This is a genomic window from Neoluteolibacter marinus, from assembly GCF_014904755.1.
Classification (GTDB): domain Bacteria; phylum Verrucomicrobiota; class Verrucomicrobiia; order Verrucomicrobiales; family Akkermansiaceae; genus Haloferula; species Haloferula marina.
This window is the reverse complement of the sequence record NZ_JACZFQ010000101.1, coordinates 92,603-109,784: the sequence shown is the minus strand read 5'-3', so window position 1 is coordinate 109,784 and position 17,182 is coordinate 92,603. Positions and strand designations below refer to the sequence as shown.

At 66.1% G+C, this 17,182-nt stretch carries 14 protein-coding genes; 11 read left to right on the top strand and 3 right to left on the bottom strand.

Annotation, left to right across the window (positions count from 1 at the left end; all coding sequences use genetic code 11):
* From IG178_RS20240 to IG178_RS20220, 5 genes are all read left to right on the top strand, one after another.
* Positions 1 to 1,119: efflux transporter outer membrane subunit (locus IG178_RS20240; RefSeq protein WP_193214403.1), on the top strand; the 1,119-nt coding region annotated here is incomplete at its 5' end.
* A gap of 12 nt (positions 1,120 to 1,131) precedes the next feature.
* Positions 1,132 to 2,292: an efflux RND transporter periplasmic adaptor subunit gene (locus IG178_RS20235; RefSeq protein ID WP_193214402.1), complete on the top strand. Its 1,161-nt coding sequence runs from the start codon at positions 1,132 to 1,134 to the stop codon at positions 2,290 to 2,292.
* A 3-nt stretch (positions 2,293 to 2,295) separates the two neighbouring features.
* Entirely contained in the window at positions 2,296 to 5,505 is a 3,210-nt protein-coding gene (locus tag IG178_RS20230; protein ID WP_193214401.1) for an efflux RND transporter permease subunit, read from the top strand.
* Between the two features lie 19 nt (positions 5,506 to 5,524).
* A complete protein-coding gene (gene rlmB / locus IG178_RS20225) occupies positions 5,525 to 6,106 on the top strand; it encodes a 23S rRNA (guanosine(2251)-2'-O)-methyltransferase RlmB (RefSeq protein ID WP_193214400.1) in 582 nt (193 codons plus the stop codon).
* Between the two features lie 60 nt (positions 6,107 to 6,166).
* On the top strand, positions 6,167 to 6,979 hold the full coding sequence (locus IG178_RS20220) for a metallophosphoesterase (RefSeq protein ID WP_193214399.1): 813 nt from the start codon (positions 6,167 to 6,169) through the stop codon (positions 6,977 to 6,979).
* Between the two features lie 171 nt (positions 6,980 to 7,150).
* On the opposite strand, the gene metX is transcribed toward IG178_RS20220, so the two are convergent.
* Together metX and IG178_RS20210 are read right to left on the bottom strand one after the other, a co-directional pair.
* Positions 7,151 to 8,293, bottom strand: a complete 1,143-nt coding sequence (gene metX, locus IG178_RS20215) for a homoserine O-acetyltransferase MetX (protein ID WP_193214398.1) — start codon at positions 8,291 to 8,293, stop codon at positions 7,151 to 7,153.
* Between the two features lie 87 nt (positions 8,294 to 8,380).
* Positions 8,381 to 8,941 (bottom strand): YqgE/AlgH family protein, encoded by a 561-nt coding sequence (locus IG178_RS20210; RefSeq protein ID WP_193214397.1) that lies wholly within the window; start codon positions 8,939 to 8,941, stop codon positions 8,381 to 8,383.
* 100 nt (positions 8,942 to 9,041) lie between these two features.
* Between IG178_RS20210 and IG178_RS20205 the strand changes: the two genes are divergently transcribed.
* From IG178_RS20205 to IG178_RS20195, 3 genes are read left to right on the top strand one after another with little or no spacing between them, the layout of a single operon-like run.
* Positions 9,042 to 10,463, top strand: a complete 1,422-nt coding sequence (locus IG178_RS20205; RefSeq protein ID WP_193214396.1) for an MATE family efflux transporter — start codon at positions 9,042 to 9,044, stop codon at positions 10,461 to 10,463.
* Between the two features lie 37 nt (positions 10,464 to 10,500).
* Complete coding sequence (gene obgE / locus IG178_RS20200; protein WP_193214395.1) at positions 10,501 to 11,547, top strand: GTPase ObgE; 1,047 nt, start codon at positions 10,501 to 10,503, stop codon at positions 11,545 to 11,547.
* Positions 11,522 to 12,205, top strand: a complete 684-nt coding sequence (locus IG178_RS20195; protein WP_193214394.1) for a gamma-glutamylcyclotransferase family protein — start codon at positions 11,522 to 11,524, stop codon at positions 12,203 to 12,205. Before obgE ends, IG178_RS20195 begins: the two co-directional genes overlap by 26 nt.
* An 80-nt stretch (positions 12,206 to 12,285) precedes the next feature.
* Here IG178_RS20195 and IG178_RS20190 read toward each other — a convergent pair whose 3' ends face one another.
* Positions 12,286 to 13,167 (bottom strand): phosphatidylserine decarboxylase, encoded by an 882-nt coding sequence (locus IG178_RS20190; RefSeq protein WP_343226022.1) that lies wholly within the window; start codon positions 13,165 to 13,167, stop codon positions 12,286 to 12,288.
* 100 nt (positions 13,168 to 13,267) lie between these two features.
* On the opposite strand from IG178_RS20190, the gene IG178_RS20185 reads away from it, so the two are divergent.
* The 3 genes from IG178_RS20185 to IG178_RS20175 are packed head-to-tail and all read left to right on the top strand — an operon-like array spanning position 13,268 to position 17,150.
* Entirely contained in the window at positions 13,268 to 13,858 is a 591-nt protein-coding gene (locus tag IG178_RS20185) for a hypothetical protein (protein ID WP_193214393.1), read from the top strand.
* 33 nt (positions 13,859 to 13,891) lie between these two features.
* Positions 13,892 to 15,139, top strand: a complete 1,248-nt coding sequence (locus IG178_RS20180) for a cytochrome c biogenesis ResB family protein (RefSeq protein ID WP_193214392.1) — start codon at positions 13,892 to 13,894, stop codon at positions 15,137 to 15,139.
* 1 nt (position 15,140) lies between these two features.
* On the top strand, positions 15,141 to 17,150 hold the full coding sequence (locus IG178_RS20175) for a cytochrome c biogenesis protein (protein WP_193214391.1): 2,010 nt from the start codon (positions 15,141 to 15,143) through the stop codon (positions 17,148 to 17,150).
* Positions 17,151 to 17,182 lie beyond the last annotated feature (32 nt).

Genomic DNA, 17,182 nt, shown 5'->3' with positions numbered 1-17,182 from the left:
CTCGGGGTCGGCGGCCGGGGCAACCGGCAGAAGCAGAATTTCGTCGGCTTCCCGTTCGGCACCGGCGGCGGTGTGCCGAGCTCGATCAGCAACAGCTTCGGCGTGTCGCTCGACGCGGCGTGGGAGGTGGATGTCTGGGGCAAGCTGAAGTCCGGGGCCGAGGCCGCGGTGGCGGACGCCCAGGCACAGCAGCAGACCTATCAGGGAGCGCGGACCTCGCTCGCCGGGCAGATCGCCAAGGCCTGGCTGGCGGTGGCTGAAGCCAACGAACAGGTGGCGATGGCCGCGCGCGCGGTGAAGTCGCGCGAAGAGTCGGAGGAAGCGGTGCGCAGCCGCTTCGAGCGCGCCCTCGCCGATGAGGGCGGCTCGGCGGCCCAGGTGCGCCTGAGCCAGTCCGACCTTGCCAGCGGACGGGCGGAACTGGAGCGGCGGCGCGGCGATCGCGAACAGGCGCTGCGGCAGCTCGAACTCCTGTTGGGCCGCTACCCCTCGGCGTCGATCCGCGATGCCGCGAAGATGCCTTCGATGCCGTCCTCACCCCCGGTCGGCTTGCCGTCCGAGCTGCTGCTGCGGCGGCCGGACATCCTGGAGGCGGAGCGCCGCCTGGCCGCGGCCGGGCGACGCGTCGACGAGGCGAGAAAGGCGCGCTTCCCGAGCATCCGGCTGACCGGCGGGCTTGGAACCAGCACCGACGAACTTTCGAAAATCCTGAGCAGCGACTACGGCGTCTGGTCGCTCGGCGGCAGCCTGACCCAGCCGATTTTCCAAGGCGGCCGCATCCAGGGCGGGATCGAGCGCGCCGAGGCGGTCGACCGCGAGGCGGTGGCGAATTTCCAGCGGGTCGTGCTGGGGGCCTTCGGGGAGGTTGAACAGTCGCTTTCGGCTGAACTTTTCCTGAAACGGCGGGAAGCCGAGACCAAGGTGGCCGCTGACCTCGCGGAGGAAGCTTCGCAGCGCGCCGCGGAGGAATATCGTGCCGGAACGGGTGACGTCCTGACCTACCTGGCCGCCCAGCAGCGGGAAATCGAAACCGCCACCCAGCTGATCGCCCTGCGCCGGCTGAGGCTGACCAACCGCGTCGACCTCCACCTCGCCCTCGGCGGGAATTTCACCCTTTGACCCACTGACTCGATGGAAGAAGAACGGAAGACGGAACTCCATGCGGTGACTTCCTTCGTGGTCGCACTGGCGATTCTCGGCGGGGCGGTGTTCGGGCTGATGATGCTGATCACCCACGCCCGCAAGGCGGAGCAGGAGGACACGGCCCGCGCCTTGCCGTCGGTCGAAGTGATCACGGTGGGCAAGCGCGACCACCGGGTGGCGATCGCCAGCCAAGGGGTGGTTGAAAGCCGCCGCGAAACGAAGCTGGCCGCCGAGGTGGGCGGCCGCGTGACCGAGATTTCCCCGAACCTCAAGCGCGGCGGCACGGTCAAGGCCGGCGAGCTGTTGGTGAAGATCGACGACGCCGACTACCAGGCGGCGCTGGCCCGGGCGGTGGCGGCCCGCGAGGACGCCGAGCTGGCGCTGGCCCAGGAAGAGGTGCGAGCGGAGCAGGCGAAGCTCGATTGGGAAAAGCTCGGACGGGGCAAGGCGTCGCCGCTGGTCCTGCGGGAGCCGCAGCTGGCCAGCATCCGGGCGCGGCTGGAGTCGACCCGGGCCGAGGTCGAACGGGCCGAGCGCGATGTGGAGCGGACGAAAGTCCAGGCACCCTTCGACGCCCGGGTGCGCCAGGCCCAGGTCGAGGTGGGAGCGGTGCTTGCCCCGGGCGGGCAGGTCGCGGAACTTTACTCGGCGGAGGACCTCGAGGTCCGGCTGCCGATCTCGCTGGAAGACTTCGGCTTCCTCGACCAGGACAGCCGCGCCGGGATCCGCCTGCGGGGAACCATCGGCGGCGAGGACCTGGAATGGCCGGCCGAGGTGGCGCGGATCGACGGCGAGGTGGATCGCCGCACCTTGTCCGCTTATGTCACGGTGAAGGTGCTGCCCGGCGAGGGAACGCGCAGGCTGCCGCCGGTCGGGCTGTTCGTTTACGCGAGCGTGTTGGGCAAGGAATTCAAGGAGGTGGCCGAAATCCCTCGCACCGTGTTGCACGGCGCCGACGAGGTGATCGTGGTCAAGCCGGACAACCGCATCGAGTTCCGCAAGATCGGGATCCTGCGCACCACCGAGGACCGGGTGGTCGTTTCGTCGGGGCTCGAGGACGGCGAGCGGATCAATGCCACGCGGCTCAACGCGCCGGTCAACGGCATGGAGGTCCGGGTGGAAGAGAAACAAGACCTGCCGGAGCACTGAGCGATGCAAGGCGCGATCAAATGGTTCAGCCGGAACCACGTGGCAGGGAACTTCCTGATGCTGACGGTGATGCTGGCCGGCCTCACGACCTGGTTCACCCTCAAGAAGGAGATTTTTCCCGAGACTTCGGTCGATGCCATGGCGGTGCGGATCCCGTACCCGAACGCGACACCGGAAGAAGTCGAGCGGGGCGTTTGCGTGCCGGTCGAGGAGGCGGTGGCGGACCTGACGGGCATCAAGAAGCTGCGCTCGACCTCGAGCCAGAACATGGGGGTGGTGACCATCGAGGTGGAGACCGGCCACGATGTCCGCGAGGTGATGAACGACGTGAAGTCGCGCGTCGACGCGATCGACAACTTCCCCGTGGAAGCGGAGAAACCGGTGCTGGAGGAGATCCTGATCAAGGCGCCGGTGATGAGCCTGACGGTCGTGGCGGATACCGACGAGGCGACCTTGCGCAAGCTCGCGGAGCAGGTGCGCGACGACTTGCTGACCTATCAGGTGCCGGCGGCGGACAACATCGGCGACCTGCTCGCCTATGCGATCCGCGGCAAGCCGCGCATCTCCCAGGTGCAGATCGCCGGGGTGCGGCCGTATGAGATTTCCATCGAGGTTTCGGAGGAGAAACTCCGCAAGCTGGGGCTGTCGCTCGCGCAGATCGCCGAGGCGATCCGGCGCAGCTCGATCGACCTGCCCGGCGGCTCGATCCGCACCGAGGGCGGCGAGGTGATCCTGCGGTCGCTCGGCAAGCGCTACCGGGCGGACGAGTTCAACAACATCGTCGTGGCCACCCGCGGCGACGGGTCGCTGGTGCACCTGGAAGACGTGGCGGAGGTCCTCGACGCTTTCGAGGACGTCGACCTGTCCGCGCGCTTCGACGGGACCAAGGCGGTGGTGGTGAATGTCTACCGGGTGGGCAACGAGGACACGCTGGCGCTTGCCGGGATGGTGAAGAAGTATGTCTCGGAAGCCCCGCAGCGGCTGCCGGAAGGTGTCTCGCTGGCGGTGTGGAACGACCAGAGCAGCTACCTCCAGGGGCGGCTGGATCTTCTCAAGCGCAATGCCACCGCGGGCCTGCTGCTGGTGCTCGTCGTGCTGGCCTTGTTCCTGCGCCCGTCGCTGGCCTTCCTGGTCGCGCTGGGCATTCCCTTGTCGTTCGCCGGCGGGATCTGGCTGATGCCGATGATGGGCATTTCCATCAACATGATCTCGCTGTTCGCTTTCATCCTGGTGCTTGGGATCGTGGTCGACGATGCCATTGTCACCGGCGAAAACGTCTACACCCGGATCCAGGCCGGGGAACACCCGCGGATCGCCGCTTTCAAGGGGACCCACGAAGTGAGCACGGTGGTGATTTTCGGCGTGCTGACCACGGTGGCAGCCTTCACCCCGATGCTGGGCCTCAGCGGGGTCAGCGGGAAGATCTGGCCGAACATCCCGCTGGTGGTCATTCCCACGCTGCTGTTCTCGCTGCTGCAGTCGAAGTTCGTGCTGCCCTCGCATCTTTCGCTGCTGGCACCGCGGAGCACGGAGGAGCCGAAGAACCCGCTGTTCCGCTTGCAGCGGAAGATCGCCAACGGCCTCGAGTGGTTCATCCTCCACCTCTATCAGCCGGCCCTCGGGTTCTGCCTGCGCTGGAGCTACGTGACCGCCGCCGGCTTTGTCGCGATGCTGCTGCTGACCGGCGGCGTCGTCGGCGGCAACTGGATCAAGTTCAAGTTCTTCCCCGAGGTCGAGGGCGACATCCTCAGTTCAAAGGTGGAGCTGGCCCAGGGGGTGCCGTTTTCGGAGACCGAGCGGGTGGTCGCACGGATCGAGGCCGCCGCCCGCGAGCTGGGCAGGCGCTACACCGACAACGACGGCAACGGCGTGGTGAAGCACCTCCTCGCCAGCTCCGGCACGCAGCCGTTCCAGACCGGCTTCAATCCCTTCGGTCCGCCGAGCGCAACCCATCTCGGCGAGGTCACGCTGGAACTCTCCCCGGCGGCCGGCCGCAGCATCACTTCGGGCGAACTGGTCGATGCCTGGCGCGAACTTACCGGTGAGATTCCGGGCGTGGTGACGCTGACCTTCCAGGCTGAAACGGCGTCGGCCGGGAACGCCATCGATCTCAACCTGACCGGTGGCAACCTCGAGCGCCTCGAGGCGGCGACTGCCTGGGTGAAGGAGGAGCTGGCCCACTATCCCGGGGTCATCGACATCGCCGACTCCAGCCGCAGCGGCAAGGACGAGGTGCGCTTCGTCGAGCTCACTGCCGCCGGCCGCGCCGCCGGGCTGCGGCTCGACGACGTCGCGCGCCAGGTGCGGGACGCCTTCTATGGCAACGAGGTCCAGCGCCTGCAGCGCGGCCGCGACGAGGTGAAGGTGATGGTGCGTTTTCCGCGCGATGACCGGCGCACCCTCGAGTCGTTCGAGGAGATGAAGGTCCGCACCCCGGCCGGGGACGAACTGCCCCTCAAGCAGGTGGTGCGCTACGAACCCGGCCGCGGCCCGGCGCAGATCAACCGCACCGACCGCCAGCGCTCGATCAAGGTGAATGCCGACGTCGAAGGGGACGTCACCGGCAACGACGTGATGAAGGACTTCAAGCCGACGGTGCTCGACCAGGTCCCGGTGAAGTTTCCCGGCGTTCGCTATGCCTTCGAGGGCGAGCAGGAGGACCAGGCGAACAGCGTCCGCGAGATGGGCATCGGGTTCGCCGGGGCGCTGGTCATGATGTATGTGCTGATCGCGATCCCGCTGAGGTCCTACTGGCAACCGTTGATCATCATGTCGGTGATCCCGTTCGGCCTGGTCGGCGCGGTCTGGGGACACGCCTTGATGGGGATGAACCTGTCGATCATGTCGATGTGCGGGATCGTCGCCCTCGCCGGTGTGGTGGTGAACGACTCGCTGGTGATGGTCGACTACGTCAACCGCCACAAGGCCGAGGCCGGCAGCCTGCGGGATGCCGCGGTGCAGGCGGGCGGCCGGCGCTTCCGGGCGATCCTGCTGACCTCGCTGACGACCTTCGTCGGCCTGGCACCGATGCTGGTCGAGAAGGACGTGCAAGGGCGCTTCCTGGTGCCGATGGCCGTCTCGCTGGGATTCGGCATCCTGTTTGCCACGGTGATCACCTTGATCCTGGTGCCGGCGGTGTATTTGATCCTCGACGATCTCACCCGCTTGCTGTGGCGAAAGAAGAAGTCGCGGGACTTGCCCGCCGGCTCATGACTTCCCAAGCTCCGCCATCATGAAGCCCCGCCGCCGCGAGCATGAAGCCCGCGAAAACCGCCACGTCCGCAAGCAGGTCGAGAAGGCCTCCCAGGCTCCATCGCTGGACGAGGACGACTTGATGCGGATCGTCGGCGAACAAGCGGAGCCCTTCCTGCTGATCCTCGACTGCGTGCAGGATCCCCACAATCTCGGGGCCATCCTGCGCACCGCCGATGGCGCCGGGGTGCACGCGGTGGTCGCGCCCAAGGACAAGTCCGCGGGCATCACCGAGACCGTCCGCCGGGTGTCGGTCGGGGCGGCGGACCATGTGCCCTTCGTGCAGGTGACGAACCTGGCGCGGACGATGGAAAACCTCAAGAAGGCCGGGGTCTGGCTGGTCGGGACCACGGACCACACCGACAAGCTCCTCTACGAACTCGATCTCAAGGGCCCGCTGGCGATCGTGCTGGGTGCAGAGGAAAAAGGCATGCGCCGCCTGACCGAGGAGAACTGCGACTTCCTCGCCAAGCTGCCGATGGCCGGGCAGGTGGAGTGCCTGAACGTTTCCGTCTCGGCCGGGGTATGTCTTTACGAGGCCGTCCGCCAGCGGAGGGCATAGCCGGATGAATCGAGAGATCCTTCCGCTTGCAGGCGTAGACCGGGGGCCGTTCGAACCGTGATGAAGCTTCCCGTTCGCATCCTGTCGGATCTTCATCTCGGGCACCGGGTGTCGCGGATCAGCGACGTGGAGTCGTTGCGGCCGCTGGTCAGCGGGGTCGGGACGGTGATCTTCAACGGCGACACCTGGCAGGAACTCGCCCGGCCGTTCCGCGAACGCTCGGCGGCGATGTTGGAGGAATTGAAGGCGATCTGTGCCGCGGAGGGGACCGAGGTGGTGTTCCTATCGGGAAACCACGACCCGGGTTGGCCGGGGCCGGGCTGGGCGGAGCTGGCGGCCGGTCGGATCCTGGTCACCCACGGCGACGCGCTGTTTTCGGATGGCTCGCCGTGGAGCCGCGAGGCGCTGCTGCGCCAGGAGCGGGTGGCCAAGTTGTGGCAGCGTCACCAGGAGGCGGCCGACGACCCGGCCGAACGGATCGTGCTCGCCCGCAAGATGGCGCTGCTGCTCCGGGCGGCCGAGTATCCCAAGGGCAAGCGGCTTTGGCAGCGGGCGCTCGACGCGATCAACCCGCCGCGCCGGGCCTTCGAGATGCTGAGGGTGTGGACCACCCAGGCGGATGCCGCGGCGGCCTTCGCCGGGCAGTACTTTCCGCAGGCCGAGGTGGTCATCAAGGGCCATTTCCACCGTCCCGGCATCTGGCACAAGCGCGGCCGGCTGATCATCAACCTCGGCGCCTTCATGAACCCGTGCCCGGCGCTGTGGGCGGACTACGACGGGCACTTTCTGCGCTGCGGCCGGGTCGACGAGCGCGGGCCGGCGTGCCGGACGGGAGAGGTCACCGGCGTCTGGCGCCTGATGGCAAAGGATTGAGGCCGGCCCGCGAAAAAAAGCGCGGATTGCTTGTCACACCCGCCGTGAAATTGCGTATGGTGGGGTGGAATCCCGCGAAGCGGTCGGGCGGCTGACTCTTTACCTACCTCCCCGGGAGGCTTTCGGTCTTGAAGAGGCTCGCCAGCCGGATCGTTTGCGGGGTTCCGCTTTTTATTGGCCCAGCACCCAGGAAATATGGGGTGTGTAGTAGTCGGGCTCGAGCAGGAAGGAGTCGTGGCCCTTTTCCGAATGCACGGTGAGGTGCATGACGTCCACGCCCGCTTGTTCGAGGTGCTTCACCAGGTCGGTCTGCTCTTCGGGGTAGAAGCAGAAGTCGGAGTCGATCGAGAACACGAGCCACTTCTGGCCGGCTTTGGCGCAGCGGGTGAAGAGTTCCTGCGGGGTCTCGGCGTCGCCTTCGCTGGCGCCATCGAAACGCGACCACATGTCGATGATCCGCAGGTAGGTGTTGGCGTCGAAGCGCTTGGTGAACTTCTTCCCCTGGTGGAGCATGTAGCTCTGGAACTGGTCGCGGACCCGGTACCAGGCGAGGATGTCGTCGGACTGCACCACGTCGCGGCGGGCCCGGCGCTCGAAGGCATCGAGGTGGACGAAGGTCTTGTGGGAGATCATCCGGGCGAGCGCCAGTCCGTAGAGCGGGCCGGGGCCGTCGTAGTAGTCGCCGCCGTTGAAATGCGGGTCGTTCTCGATGGCGAGGATCTGCTCGAACAGGATCAGCCGGTTGAGGACCGTGGTCTTGTAGCCGGCGGCGATGGAAATCACATTCTTCACCCGGTCCGGGAAACGGGTCGCGAAGGTGGTCGCGACGAGGCCGCCGACCGAGGGGCCGATCACCGCGTGCAGCGTGCCGATCCCGAGGTGGTCGAGCAGCTTGGCCTGGAGTTCCGCCTGGTCCGCCGCGGCGACGTGGGGGAAGGCCGAGCCGTAGGGCTTGCCGGTGGCGGGATTGGCGGAAGCCGGCCCGGTGGAGCCGTAGCAGCCGCCGAGATAGTTGGCGCAGACGATGAAATGCTTCGAGGTGTCGAGCGCCTTGCCGGGACCGATCAGGTCGTTCCACCAGCCCTCGTGCATCTCCGGCTGCCAGAGTTCGCCGGTGCCGGGGATGGCCGGAGTGTGGCCGCAGGCGTGGTGCGATCCGGAAAGGGCGTGGAACAGCAGGATGGCATTGGTCCCCCCGGCATTGAGCTCGCCCCACGTTTCGTAGGCCAAGGTCACGGACGGCAGTTCGCCGCCGTCGCGAAGACGGATGGGTCCGTCCTCGAGGGTGAAAAAACGGGTCTGGGTATCCTCCACGGCGGGCCGGGTCTAGGCTGCGTCAAGGGTCTTGGCCAGCGGAATCAGGCTGGCGGCGCGTCACCCCGGGGGGCAGGGCCGGCGCGCTCAGTTGGCCCGCGGGTTCTCCGGCGCTTCGGCGAGAATCCGGTGATAGGGCGACATCGAGCGCAGGATTTCGGCCCACAGGTCCTTGTCGTGCGACTGTCCGAGCAGCGCCGCGGTCGGGCGGGTGGTGATCCACGAGTTGCGCCGGATTTCGCCCTCGAGCTGGCCGGCGGTCCACCCCGAGTAGCCGACGAAGGCCCTGACCAGCGTGCCCGGCTGGCGGCTGCGCTTGACCGCCTGCTCGACCGGGATCCGGACATGCCACTTCAGGTGGTCTTCCTGGGTCCACCAGAAGGCGGAGAAGGTCAGGTGCTCTTTCGAAACCGGGCCGCCAAGGTGGACGGCGATGTTCTTGAGCGGCTCGAAGGCATCGTCCTTGAGGAATTCCCCGACGACGTGGCCGGTCGGGTGATTGAGGATCAGCCCGAAGGCGCCTTCCTCGGCCGAGTGGTCGGCCAGCAGGATCACCGAGCGGTCGAAAATGCCATCATGGAGCGACGGGTCGGCCAGCAGGATCTTGCCTTGCAGGTCGATCGGGGTGTCGGTCTCGGGGTCGCTCATGGTTGTTGGAAATTACTCCCACCATGGCGTTTCGCCAACGTGAATCCTTGCAACGGCGGTTGAAATGCACCGGTCCAACCGTTAGGCATCGCCGCCAGCGATGTCGAAACCGGGTGCGAGTGTCGAGGCAAGCCAGCGGGCGGTTCCGGAGATGATGCTCGGAGGACGGCTGGCCGGGTTGTCGCTGCCGCGCCAGGTCGCGGTGCTGGCCGTCTGGCCGCTGCTCGAGCAGGTGCTGGCGTTTTGCGTCGGCTTCACCGACCTGCTGATCTCCGGCCGCATCGGCGAGGTCTCGGATCGGGTCGCGATCCTCGATGCGATGGGCCTCGGCGGCTACGTCGGGTGGTTCTTCAACATCCTCCAGGGCGCCGTGGCCACCGGCGTGATGGCACTCGTGTCGCGCGCCACCGGGGCCGGCGACCCCAAGCTGGCGAACCGCGGCCTGGGCCAGGGCGTCTGGCTCGGCACCGCGGCCGGGGTGATTTCCCTGCTGGTGCTGCAGGCGGGCATTCCCCAGTTGGTCCGCGCCATCGGGCTCAGCCCGGAGGCCGCCGGCTACGCCACGATTTACCTCCGCTGGCTGGCTCTTTCCGCGCCCTTCGGCGGGGCGATGTTCGCGATCAATGCCGCCCTTCGCGGTGCCGGGGACACCCGCACGCCCTTCATCGGCATGTGCGTCGTGAACGGGGTGAACATGGTCGTCAGCGGCCTGCTGGCGCTCGGTCCGGAGCCATTCGGCGGGCATGGCATCGCCGGGATTGCGATCGGCACCATCAGCGGCTGGATGGCGGGCCTGCTAACCGTCGGGGTACTGCTGGCGCGCAAGCACGGCGTCTTGCGATGGACCCTGGAAGGCCTGCGGGCGCACCGCGAGACGATGGCGCGGATCCTGCGGGTCGGCGCCCCGCAGGCGCTGGAGATCGCCTTCATGTGGGGCATCCACGCCTACGGGATCCACGTCATCGCCACCTTGCCGGGCGAGGGGAACCTCGGTGCGCACATCCTCGCGATCCGGGTGGAGTCGATGAGCTTCCTTCCCGGCTGGGCGATCGCCACGGCGGGTGCCGCGCTGGTCGGCCAGTACCTGGGCGCGGGTTCCCGCGAGATGGCGGTGCGGTCGGTGCGGCTTTGTTGGAAAGTCGCCGCGGCGCTGATGATGGGCATGGGGCTGGTCTTCGTCTTCGGCCGCGACCAGCTGATCGCCCTGATGGCGCCGGGCAGCGGCCTCCACCAGCAACTCGCGTCGCCGCTGGTGCTGATCTGTGCGGTGGCCCAGCCGTTTTTCGCCACCTGCATCATCCTCAAGACCTCGATGCGCGGCGCGGGTGCCACGGGGATCGTGATGCGCTGGTCCTTCGGCAGCATGATTTTCTACCGGATCGGGGTGCTGTGGTTTTTCAACGACCGCGACTGGTTCGACCTGCGGGTGGTATGGGTCGTGTTCGCCCTCGACCTGCTGACCCAGGCGATGGTCTTCGCGTGGGTCCACTTCCGCGGGAAATGGCTGGACGCGAAGGTGTAAGCTGGCGCATTGAGCCGTTCCCGCATTTCATCCCGCCATGTTCATCGATCACATCCGCATCTTCGCCAAGGCCGGCGACGGCGGGAACGGCGCCGTGTCGTTCCGCCGCGAAAAGTACGTCCCCCGCGGCGGGCCGGACGGCGGCGACGGCGGCAAGGGCGGCGACGTGATCCTGGAGGTCGACCCGTCGACCGACAACCTGCGCCAGTTCCACTACGACCCGAAGCTCATCGCCAAGGCCGGCGGCCACGGCGGCGGCATCCGCAAGACCGGCAAGGGCGGCAAGAACATCATCGCCAAGGTCCCGCCCGGCACGGTGGTCTACAAGTGCACCGCCGAAACCATCCAGGAGGCGGTCGAAATGGAGCGCAGCGACGAGGGGATCGACCTGGAACCGGTCGCCGACCTCACTGAGTACGGCGACAAGTTCGTGCTGTGCAAGGGCGGCAAGGGCGGGATGGGGAACTCGAACTTCGCCACCCCGACGCACCGCGCACCGACCGAGTCGACGCCCGGCGAGGAAGGCGAGTTCGGGGTCTACTATTTCGAGCTCCGTCGCATCGCCGATGCCGGCTTGGTCGGTTTCCCGAATGCCGGCAAGTCGACGCTGCTCGGCAAGCTCTCCCACGCCCACCCGAAGGTGGCGGCCTATCCCTTCACCACGCTCCAACCCTCGGTCGGGGTGGTCGAGTTCGGCGGATTCCGCCGCTGCACCGTCGCCGACATCCCGGGGCTGATCGAGGGCGCGCACGAGAACCGCGGCCTCGGCCACGAATTCCTGCGCCACATCACCCGCTGCCGCCTGCTGATGTTCGTCGTCGACATGGCCGGCAGCGAGGGCCGCGACCCGATTTCCGACGTGCAGATCCTGCGCAAGGAGATCAGCGAGTACGACGAGGAGCTCGGCCGCTTTCCGTGGATGGTCGTCGCCAACAAAATGGACATGGACGGTGCCGAGGAGAACCTGAAGGCCTTCGAACAGCGCTTCCCGAAAGTGCGGGTCATCCCGATCTCCGCCGAACTGGAGGAAGGGCTCGATGACCTGAAGCTCTACCTCAATGACGAAGTCGGACAACGGGTCTGAGCTGGTATTCGTCTACGGCACCCTCCGCCGCGGCGGCTCGAATGCCTTCCGGATGGAAGGCGCGGAGTTCGTGGGGGAGGGGTTCGTGCGAGGGTACCTCTACGCCATCTCATGGTATCCGGGTCTGGTCTTGGATGAGGGTGCCGGGAAGGTGAGGGGAGACGTTTTTAAGGTGGGGCCGAAATTGTTGAGGGAACTCGACGAGTTCGAGGGGCTGTCAGCGGGGGAGTTGCAAGGGGGCGAATACCGGAGATTGAAATCCGAGGTGCTGCTTGGCCCCGGGGAATCCTGTTCGGCATGGGTGTTCGAATGGGTCGCCGCGGTCGAACCGATGAAGGTGATTCCTTCGGGGGATTGGTTGCACTTCGGCGCAAGTGAACGTGTTCCCTGGTTTACCATTCTAACCGCCCTGCCGCTCGTCGGGGCGGGTGCATGCTTGGGGATCCGGATGCCAGCTTTGGAAGGAATCCTCGGGCAGGAGGTTATTCGCGTTCTGACGCTGTTTTTTCTGATTTCGTCGCCCGCGATTGGATTGATGAGCGCCTGGATTGCAGAACGTCGGAGAGAGCAGATGCGGTGGCTGAGGATGACGTTTTCTTTCCTCTCGTGTCTGATCTTGATCTTCCTTTTCGGCTTCTTGTCACAGCATGTCGCCTAGATGTATCGTGTGAGTGCCGCGTCTGGAAAACCCCGGTGTTTTACGCATGAGTCAATTGCCACCGAGGTGGTGTCTCCCGATTACTCAGCCATCGCCGTGCCGACCTTGGCGTAGAGCTCGGTTTGCTCGGACGACCATTTCACCAGGTCCTCGGCCAGCGTCACCGCGCCGGGCTCGAAGATCGTGATCGTCGAGGACCCGCCGAAGGCGAAGTAACCCTTTTCGTCGCCCTTCTGCACCGGCTGGCCGGGGGTGAAGGTTTGCAGGATCGAGCCGACGCAGGTGGCGCCGATTTCCAGCAGCAGCACCGTGCCGATGGCGCTTGTTGTCAGCTTGGTGAGCGTGCGCTTGTTCTCCCACAGGTAGCCGAGGTTCCGCCGCAGGGCGATCGGCGAGACGGAGAACAGCGGGCCGTTGAGCAGTTTCACCTCGCCGGGCGTGCCGGTGGCCGGGAAGTGGAAGCGGTGGTAGTCGACCGGGCACAGCCGCGACAGCACCAGCGAGCCGTCGGCATAGCGCGATGCCAGCGAGTCGTCGCCGAGCAGCCGGCCGAGGTCGAATTTCTGGCCTTTGACGAAAACTCCCTCGATCCCGCTGGCCTTTTGAAATCCGAGATGACGGCCGTCGGCGGGGAAGACGGCCTTGGCGTCTGCAATCGGCCGCGCTTCGGGCTTGAGCTTGCGGTAAAAGAACTCGTTGAAGCTGGCGTAGCTCTCCGGCGAATCGGCGAATTCCGCCGGATCGAGGCCGTATTTGGCGATGAAGGGCGCGATTTTCGCCCGGGTGGCGGGGTCGTCCATCCGCTTGCCATACCAGCGGGAAAAGCCGGCGCGCTTGACCATCACGTGCAGCGGCAAGGCGCCGAGCGGGTTCTGGTAGCTGAATTTCAGGAAGCCCTCGCCGTAGACCTGCTCGGTTTCGAGTTGGTTACGGTGGCGGTTGAAATAGCGGATAGCGCTCACGTGGGGGCACCGTAGGGGAGGCATGTTGACCCCGGAAAGCGGAAAGAAGCGGGCCGGAATGCCCTTGCGCGTCGCGAATCGCACGGTTATCGGCAGCGCGATGAGAACCCCGGGATTCACGGCTTGCGGCGCGCTGGCGCTGCTGCTGGCGGCCTGCGACAAGCCGGCTGAAGTGACCGTCGACGAGAGCCGTCCGCTGACGATGATCGACGAGAACCCCCGGGTCGACGCGACCAGCAACGACCGCTTCCAGCCGCCGGGCACCGGCCCGTTCATCGCCGGGGTGGTTCCGTCCGACTGGCTTGCGCAGCCGCCGTCGTCGTTCCGCCTGCTCAGTTACCGCTTTGGCACCGGCAGCGAGATCGCCGTCGGCATGTCGGCGGGCGACATCCCCAGCAACGTCAACCGCTGGCTCGGCCAGTTCGGCGCCGCCGCGCTCGACCAGGCGGGCATCGATGCCCTGGAAAAAGGCGAGGTCACCGGCGCCAAGGGCGTGTGGGTGGAGGCCACCGGCGACTACTTGCCCGGCATGGGCCAGCCGCCGCGCTCGAACCAGGCGTTGTATGGCCTGATCGCCGAGGATGCGGGACGGATCATCACCGTGAAAATGACCGGCCCCGCCGACGAGGTCGCGGCGCAAAAGGAGGCACTGAAAACCTTCGCCGCCACGCTCCGCAAACGGGGTGAATGACCTTTCGCCCGCATTCCGTAACCTGCCGCCCCGATGAGTCCCGCCGATCCGCCGTCCATCCCCGTCCGCATTTTCAATCTGCTGTCGGGACTCGGCCTCGCGACCACGCTGCTGGTCATCCTGATGGTCGAAACCTGGCTTGCGACCATGGAACAGGTCGATGCCGGCCTGCACATGACGCTGCAGAAGTATTTCCACTACAGCAAGTTCATCGTCTGGCCGGACGCCGGGGTCTTGTCCGAAGATCTGGCCGGTAAATACCTGCCGCCCCTGCCCGGCGGCTACTGGGTCTGCGCCCTGCTGGTGCTGAACCTCACGCTCGGCGGCATCGTCCGCATGCGCAAGGGCTGGAAGACCGCGGGCGTGCTGATGGCGCACTTCGGCATCATTTTCATGATCGTCGCCGGCGGCGTCGCCCAGCTCAAGGAGGAGCGCGGGGTGATGATGCTCAGCGAGAAGGAGAACGACGCCTTCCCGCACATCGCCGACTACGCCGAAGCCTTCACCGAGACCGTCGTCGAAGTGACCGAGGTCAAGGACGGCAAGCCGCTCGGGCCGGTGCATTTCGTCACGGATGCCTATTTCAAGGACCTCGAGGGGGACGAGACCCGCACCGTCCGGCTGCCCGCCTTGCCCTTCGACCTGCAGCTCCAGGCCTACATCCAGAACGCCCGGCCGATGTCGACCGCCAGCATGGCCCCGCAGCGCGGCGAGCCGGTGGTGGACGGCTGGTTCCTCCTCTCGCAGGACCCGAATCTTGAAACCGAGGCCGATGCCCCGGGCCTCCACGCCCGCGTGCTGCCGCGCAACGGCGAACCCGGCAAGGTCTTCCTGCTCGCGGTGGCCGAGCGCGCGCCCTTCACCGTGATCGCCGACGGCCGGACTTTCGTCGTCAGCCTCCGCAAGCGCGTCTGGCCGGTGCCGTTCCAGGTGCGGCTCGACGACGCCCGCTCGAAGAACCACCCGAACACGCGGCGGCCGAAGCTTTTCGAAAGCGACATCACGCGCATCGAGGACGGCCGCGAGTCCAGCGTCTTCATCGAGATGAACGAGCCGATGCGCTACGGCGGCCTGACCTTCTTCCAGCGCACGATGATGAGCAGCGTGCAGGGCCAGGACGGCGAATCGACGATCTCCGGATTTGAAGTCGTGCGCAACCCGTCCGACAAGTGGCCGGAGTACAGTATTTACGTCGTCGGCCTCGGCCTCTGCGTGCACTTCGTGAGCAAGCTGTGGATCTTCCTGGTCCGCCGCAAATCGAACCCCGCCACCCAAGCGTGATATGAATGCCACCATCGGACGCTGGATCGTCTTCACCCTCGGGATCCTCGCGGTCGGCTGGATCCTCTCGACCGCCATCAAGGACAATCGCCCCGAGGGCGACGTGCGCACGGTCGCGAATTACAAGCCTTGGGACCAGGAAACGCTGGACCTCGCCTCCTTGCTGCCGGTGCAGGACGGCGGCCGGGTCAAACCGCTGGGCACCTACGCCGGCTTCAGCATGCTCGGTCTGCACGGCGCCCGCTCGATGGAGATCATCGGCGAGGGCGGCGAGACGATCCGCATCAAGCCGCTCGCTTGGATGCTCGACTGCCTGTTCCGTCCCGAGCTGGCGAAAGAGCTGCCGACCTTCCGCGTCGACAATTCCGAGGTCCTCGCTGCCGCCGGGATCGAGGTGAAAGGCCGTCGCGACCGCTACAGCTACAACGACCTCGCGGGAGGACTCGAGAAGCTCAAGCAGCTCGGTGCCTCGTATGATCAGATCAACCAGCAGGATCCCAAGCTGCTGCAGCCGCTGGAGAAGCAAACGCTCGAGCAGGTCTACGCCATCCGCACTTTCGAGTTCTTGGTGGGCTACATGGACTTCGCCCGCAACGGCCTGCTGCCTTCCTCCGCGTCGACCGAGGGCAAGGTCCTGCCGGTCAGCGAGGTGATGGCCGCGGCCCCGAAGATCCGCCAGGAGTTCCAGAACGCCCACAACGGCCAACCGTTGTCGCAGGAGGTGCAGACCATCAGCGTGCTGATCGAGCAGGCGGCGAATTCGGCGAAGTTCGGTTTGAATCTCTTTCCTCCGGCCAACAAGGACGACGAGGATTGGATCAGCGCGGGCGGCCGGATTTTCAACATCTTCACCGGCACCACCCGCGAGCCGGAGCAGTCGATCACCGACATCAAACTATTGGAAGACCTCGCCACCTCGTTGAAGGACGGCGAGCCGGTCTTCCGGGAGAAATTCAAGGCGCTGGAGGACAGCGTCGTGGTCCGCGCCAAGGCGCGCGGCGAGTACCGCTCGATCCCGCTCGAAGCCGACTATTTCAAGAAGAACTGGTTCATCTACGCGCTGGTCTGGTTCCTCCTCGCCACCGTGACTTCGGCGGTGATGTTCTTCACCGGGCGCTCGCGCGCCGGCAACGTGGCCTACTGGACGACCTTCGGTTTCCTCGCCTTGGGCTTGGTCTACATGGTCATCCCGATCGCGAAGCGCTCGATCATCATGATGCGTCCTCCGGTCGGGAACCTCTACGACACGATCATCTTCATCTGTGCGGCAATGGTGGCTTTCGGGCTTGCCGTCGAGTGGATGACCAAGAAGCGCTTCGTGGTCGGCATCACGCCGATCTTCGCGGCCTTCCTGATCGTGCTGGCCCGCCGCTTCGAGGTTTTCGAGGGCAAGGACCACCTCGATCCGCTGGTGGCGGTGCTGCGGTCGAATTACTGGCTGACGATCCACGTGATCACCATCACGCTCGGTTACGCCGCGGGACTGATCACGATGCTGTTGTCGATGGTGTATGTGCTGCTGCGGCTGGTGGGACTGGACCGTGGCGATGCGTCGTTGCGGCGGTCGCTCACCCGCGCGGTCTATGGCTGCGTATGCCTGACACTGGTGCTTTCGCTCATCGGCACGGTGCTCGGCGGGATCTGGGCGAACGATTCGTGGGGTCGTTTCTGGGGCTGGGACCCGAAGGAGAACGGTGCGCTGATGATCGTGCTCTGGTCGTTGGCCATTCTCCACGCGCGGATCGGCGGCTTCATCAAGGAATGGGGCCTGCACCTTTGCGCGATCTTCGGCGGCATCGTCGTGGCGTTCTCGTGGTGGCACGTCAACTTCCTCGGGGTCGGCCTTCACAACTATGGCTTCGCCGCCGACAAGATGTCGGCGCTGTACAAGTTCTACGGCATGGCGCTCGCCTTCATGGCGATCGGCGGAGTGCTGGCGGTGAAGGAGCTTTTGAAGAAGAAGGCCAGAGGCGAGGTGCTTCCGGCCGGCAACGCGGAGCCGGCGAAGTAGCGCGATTTTTCAAATTGCGTCCGTGGGCGGCG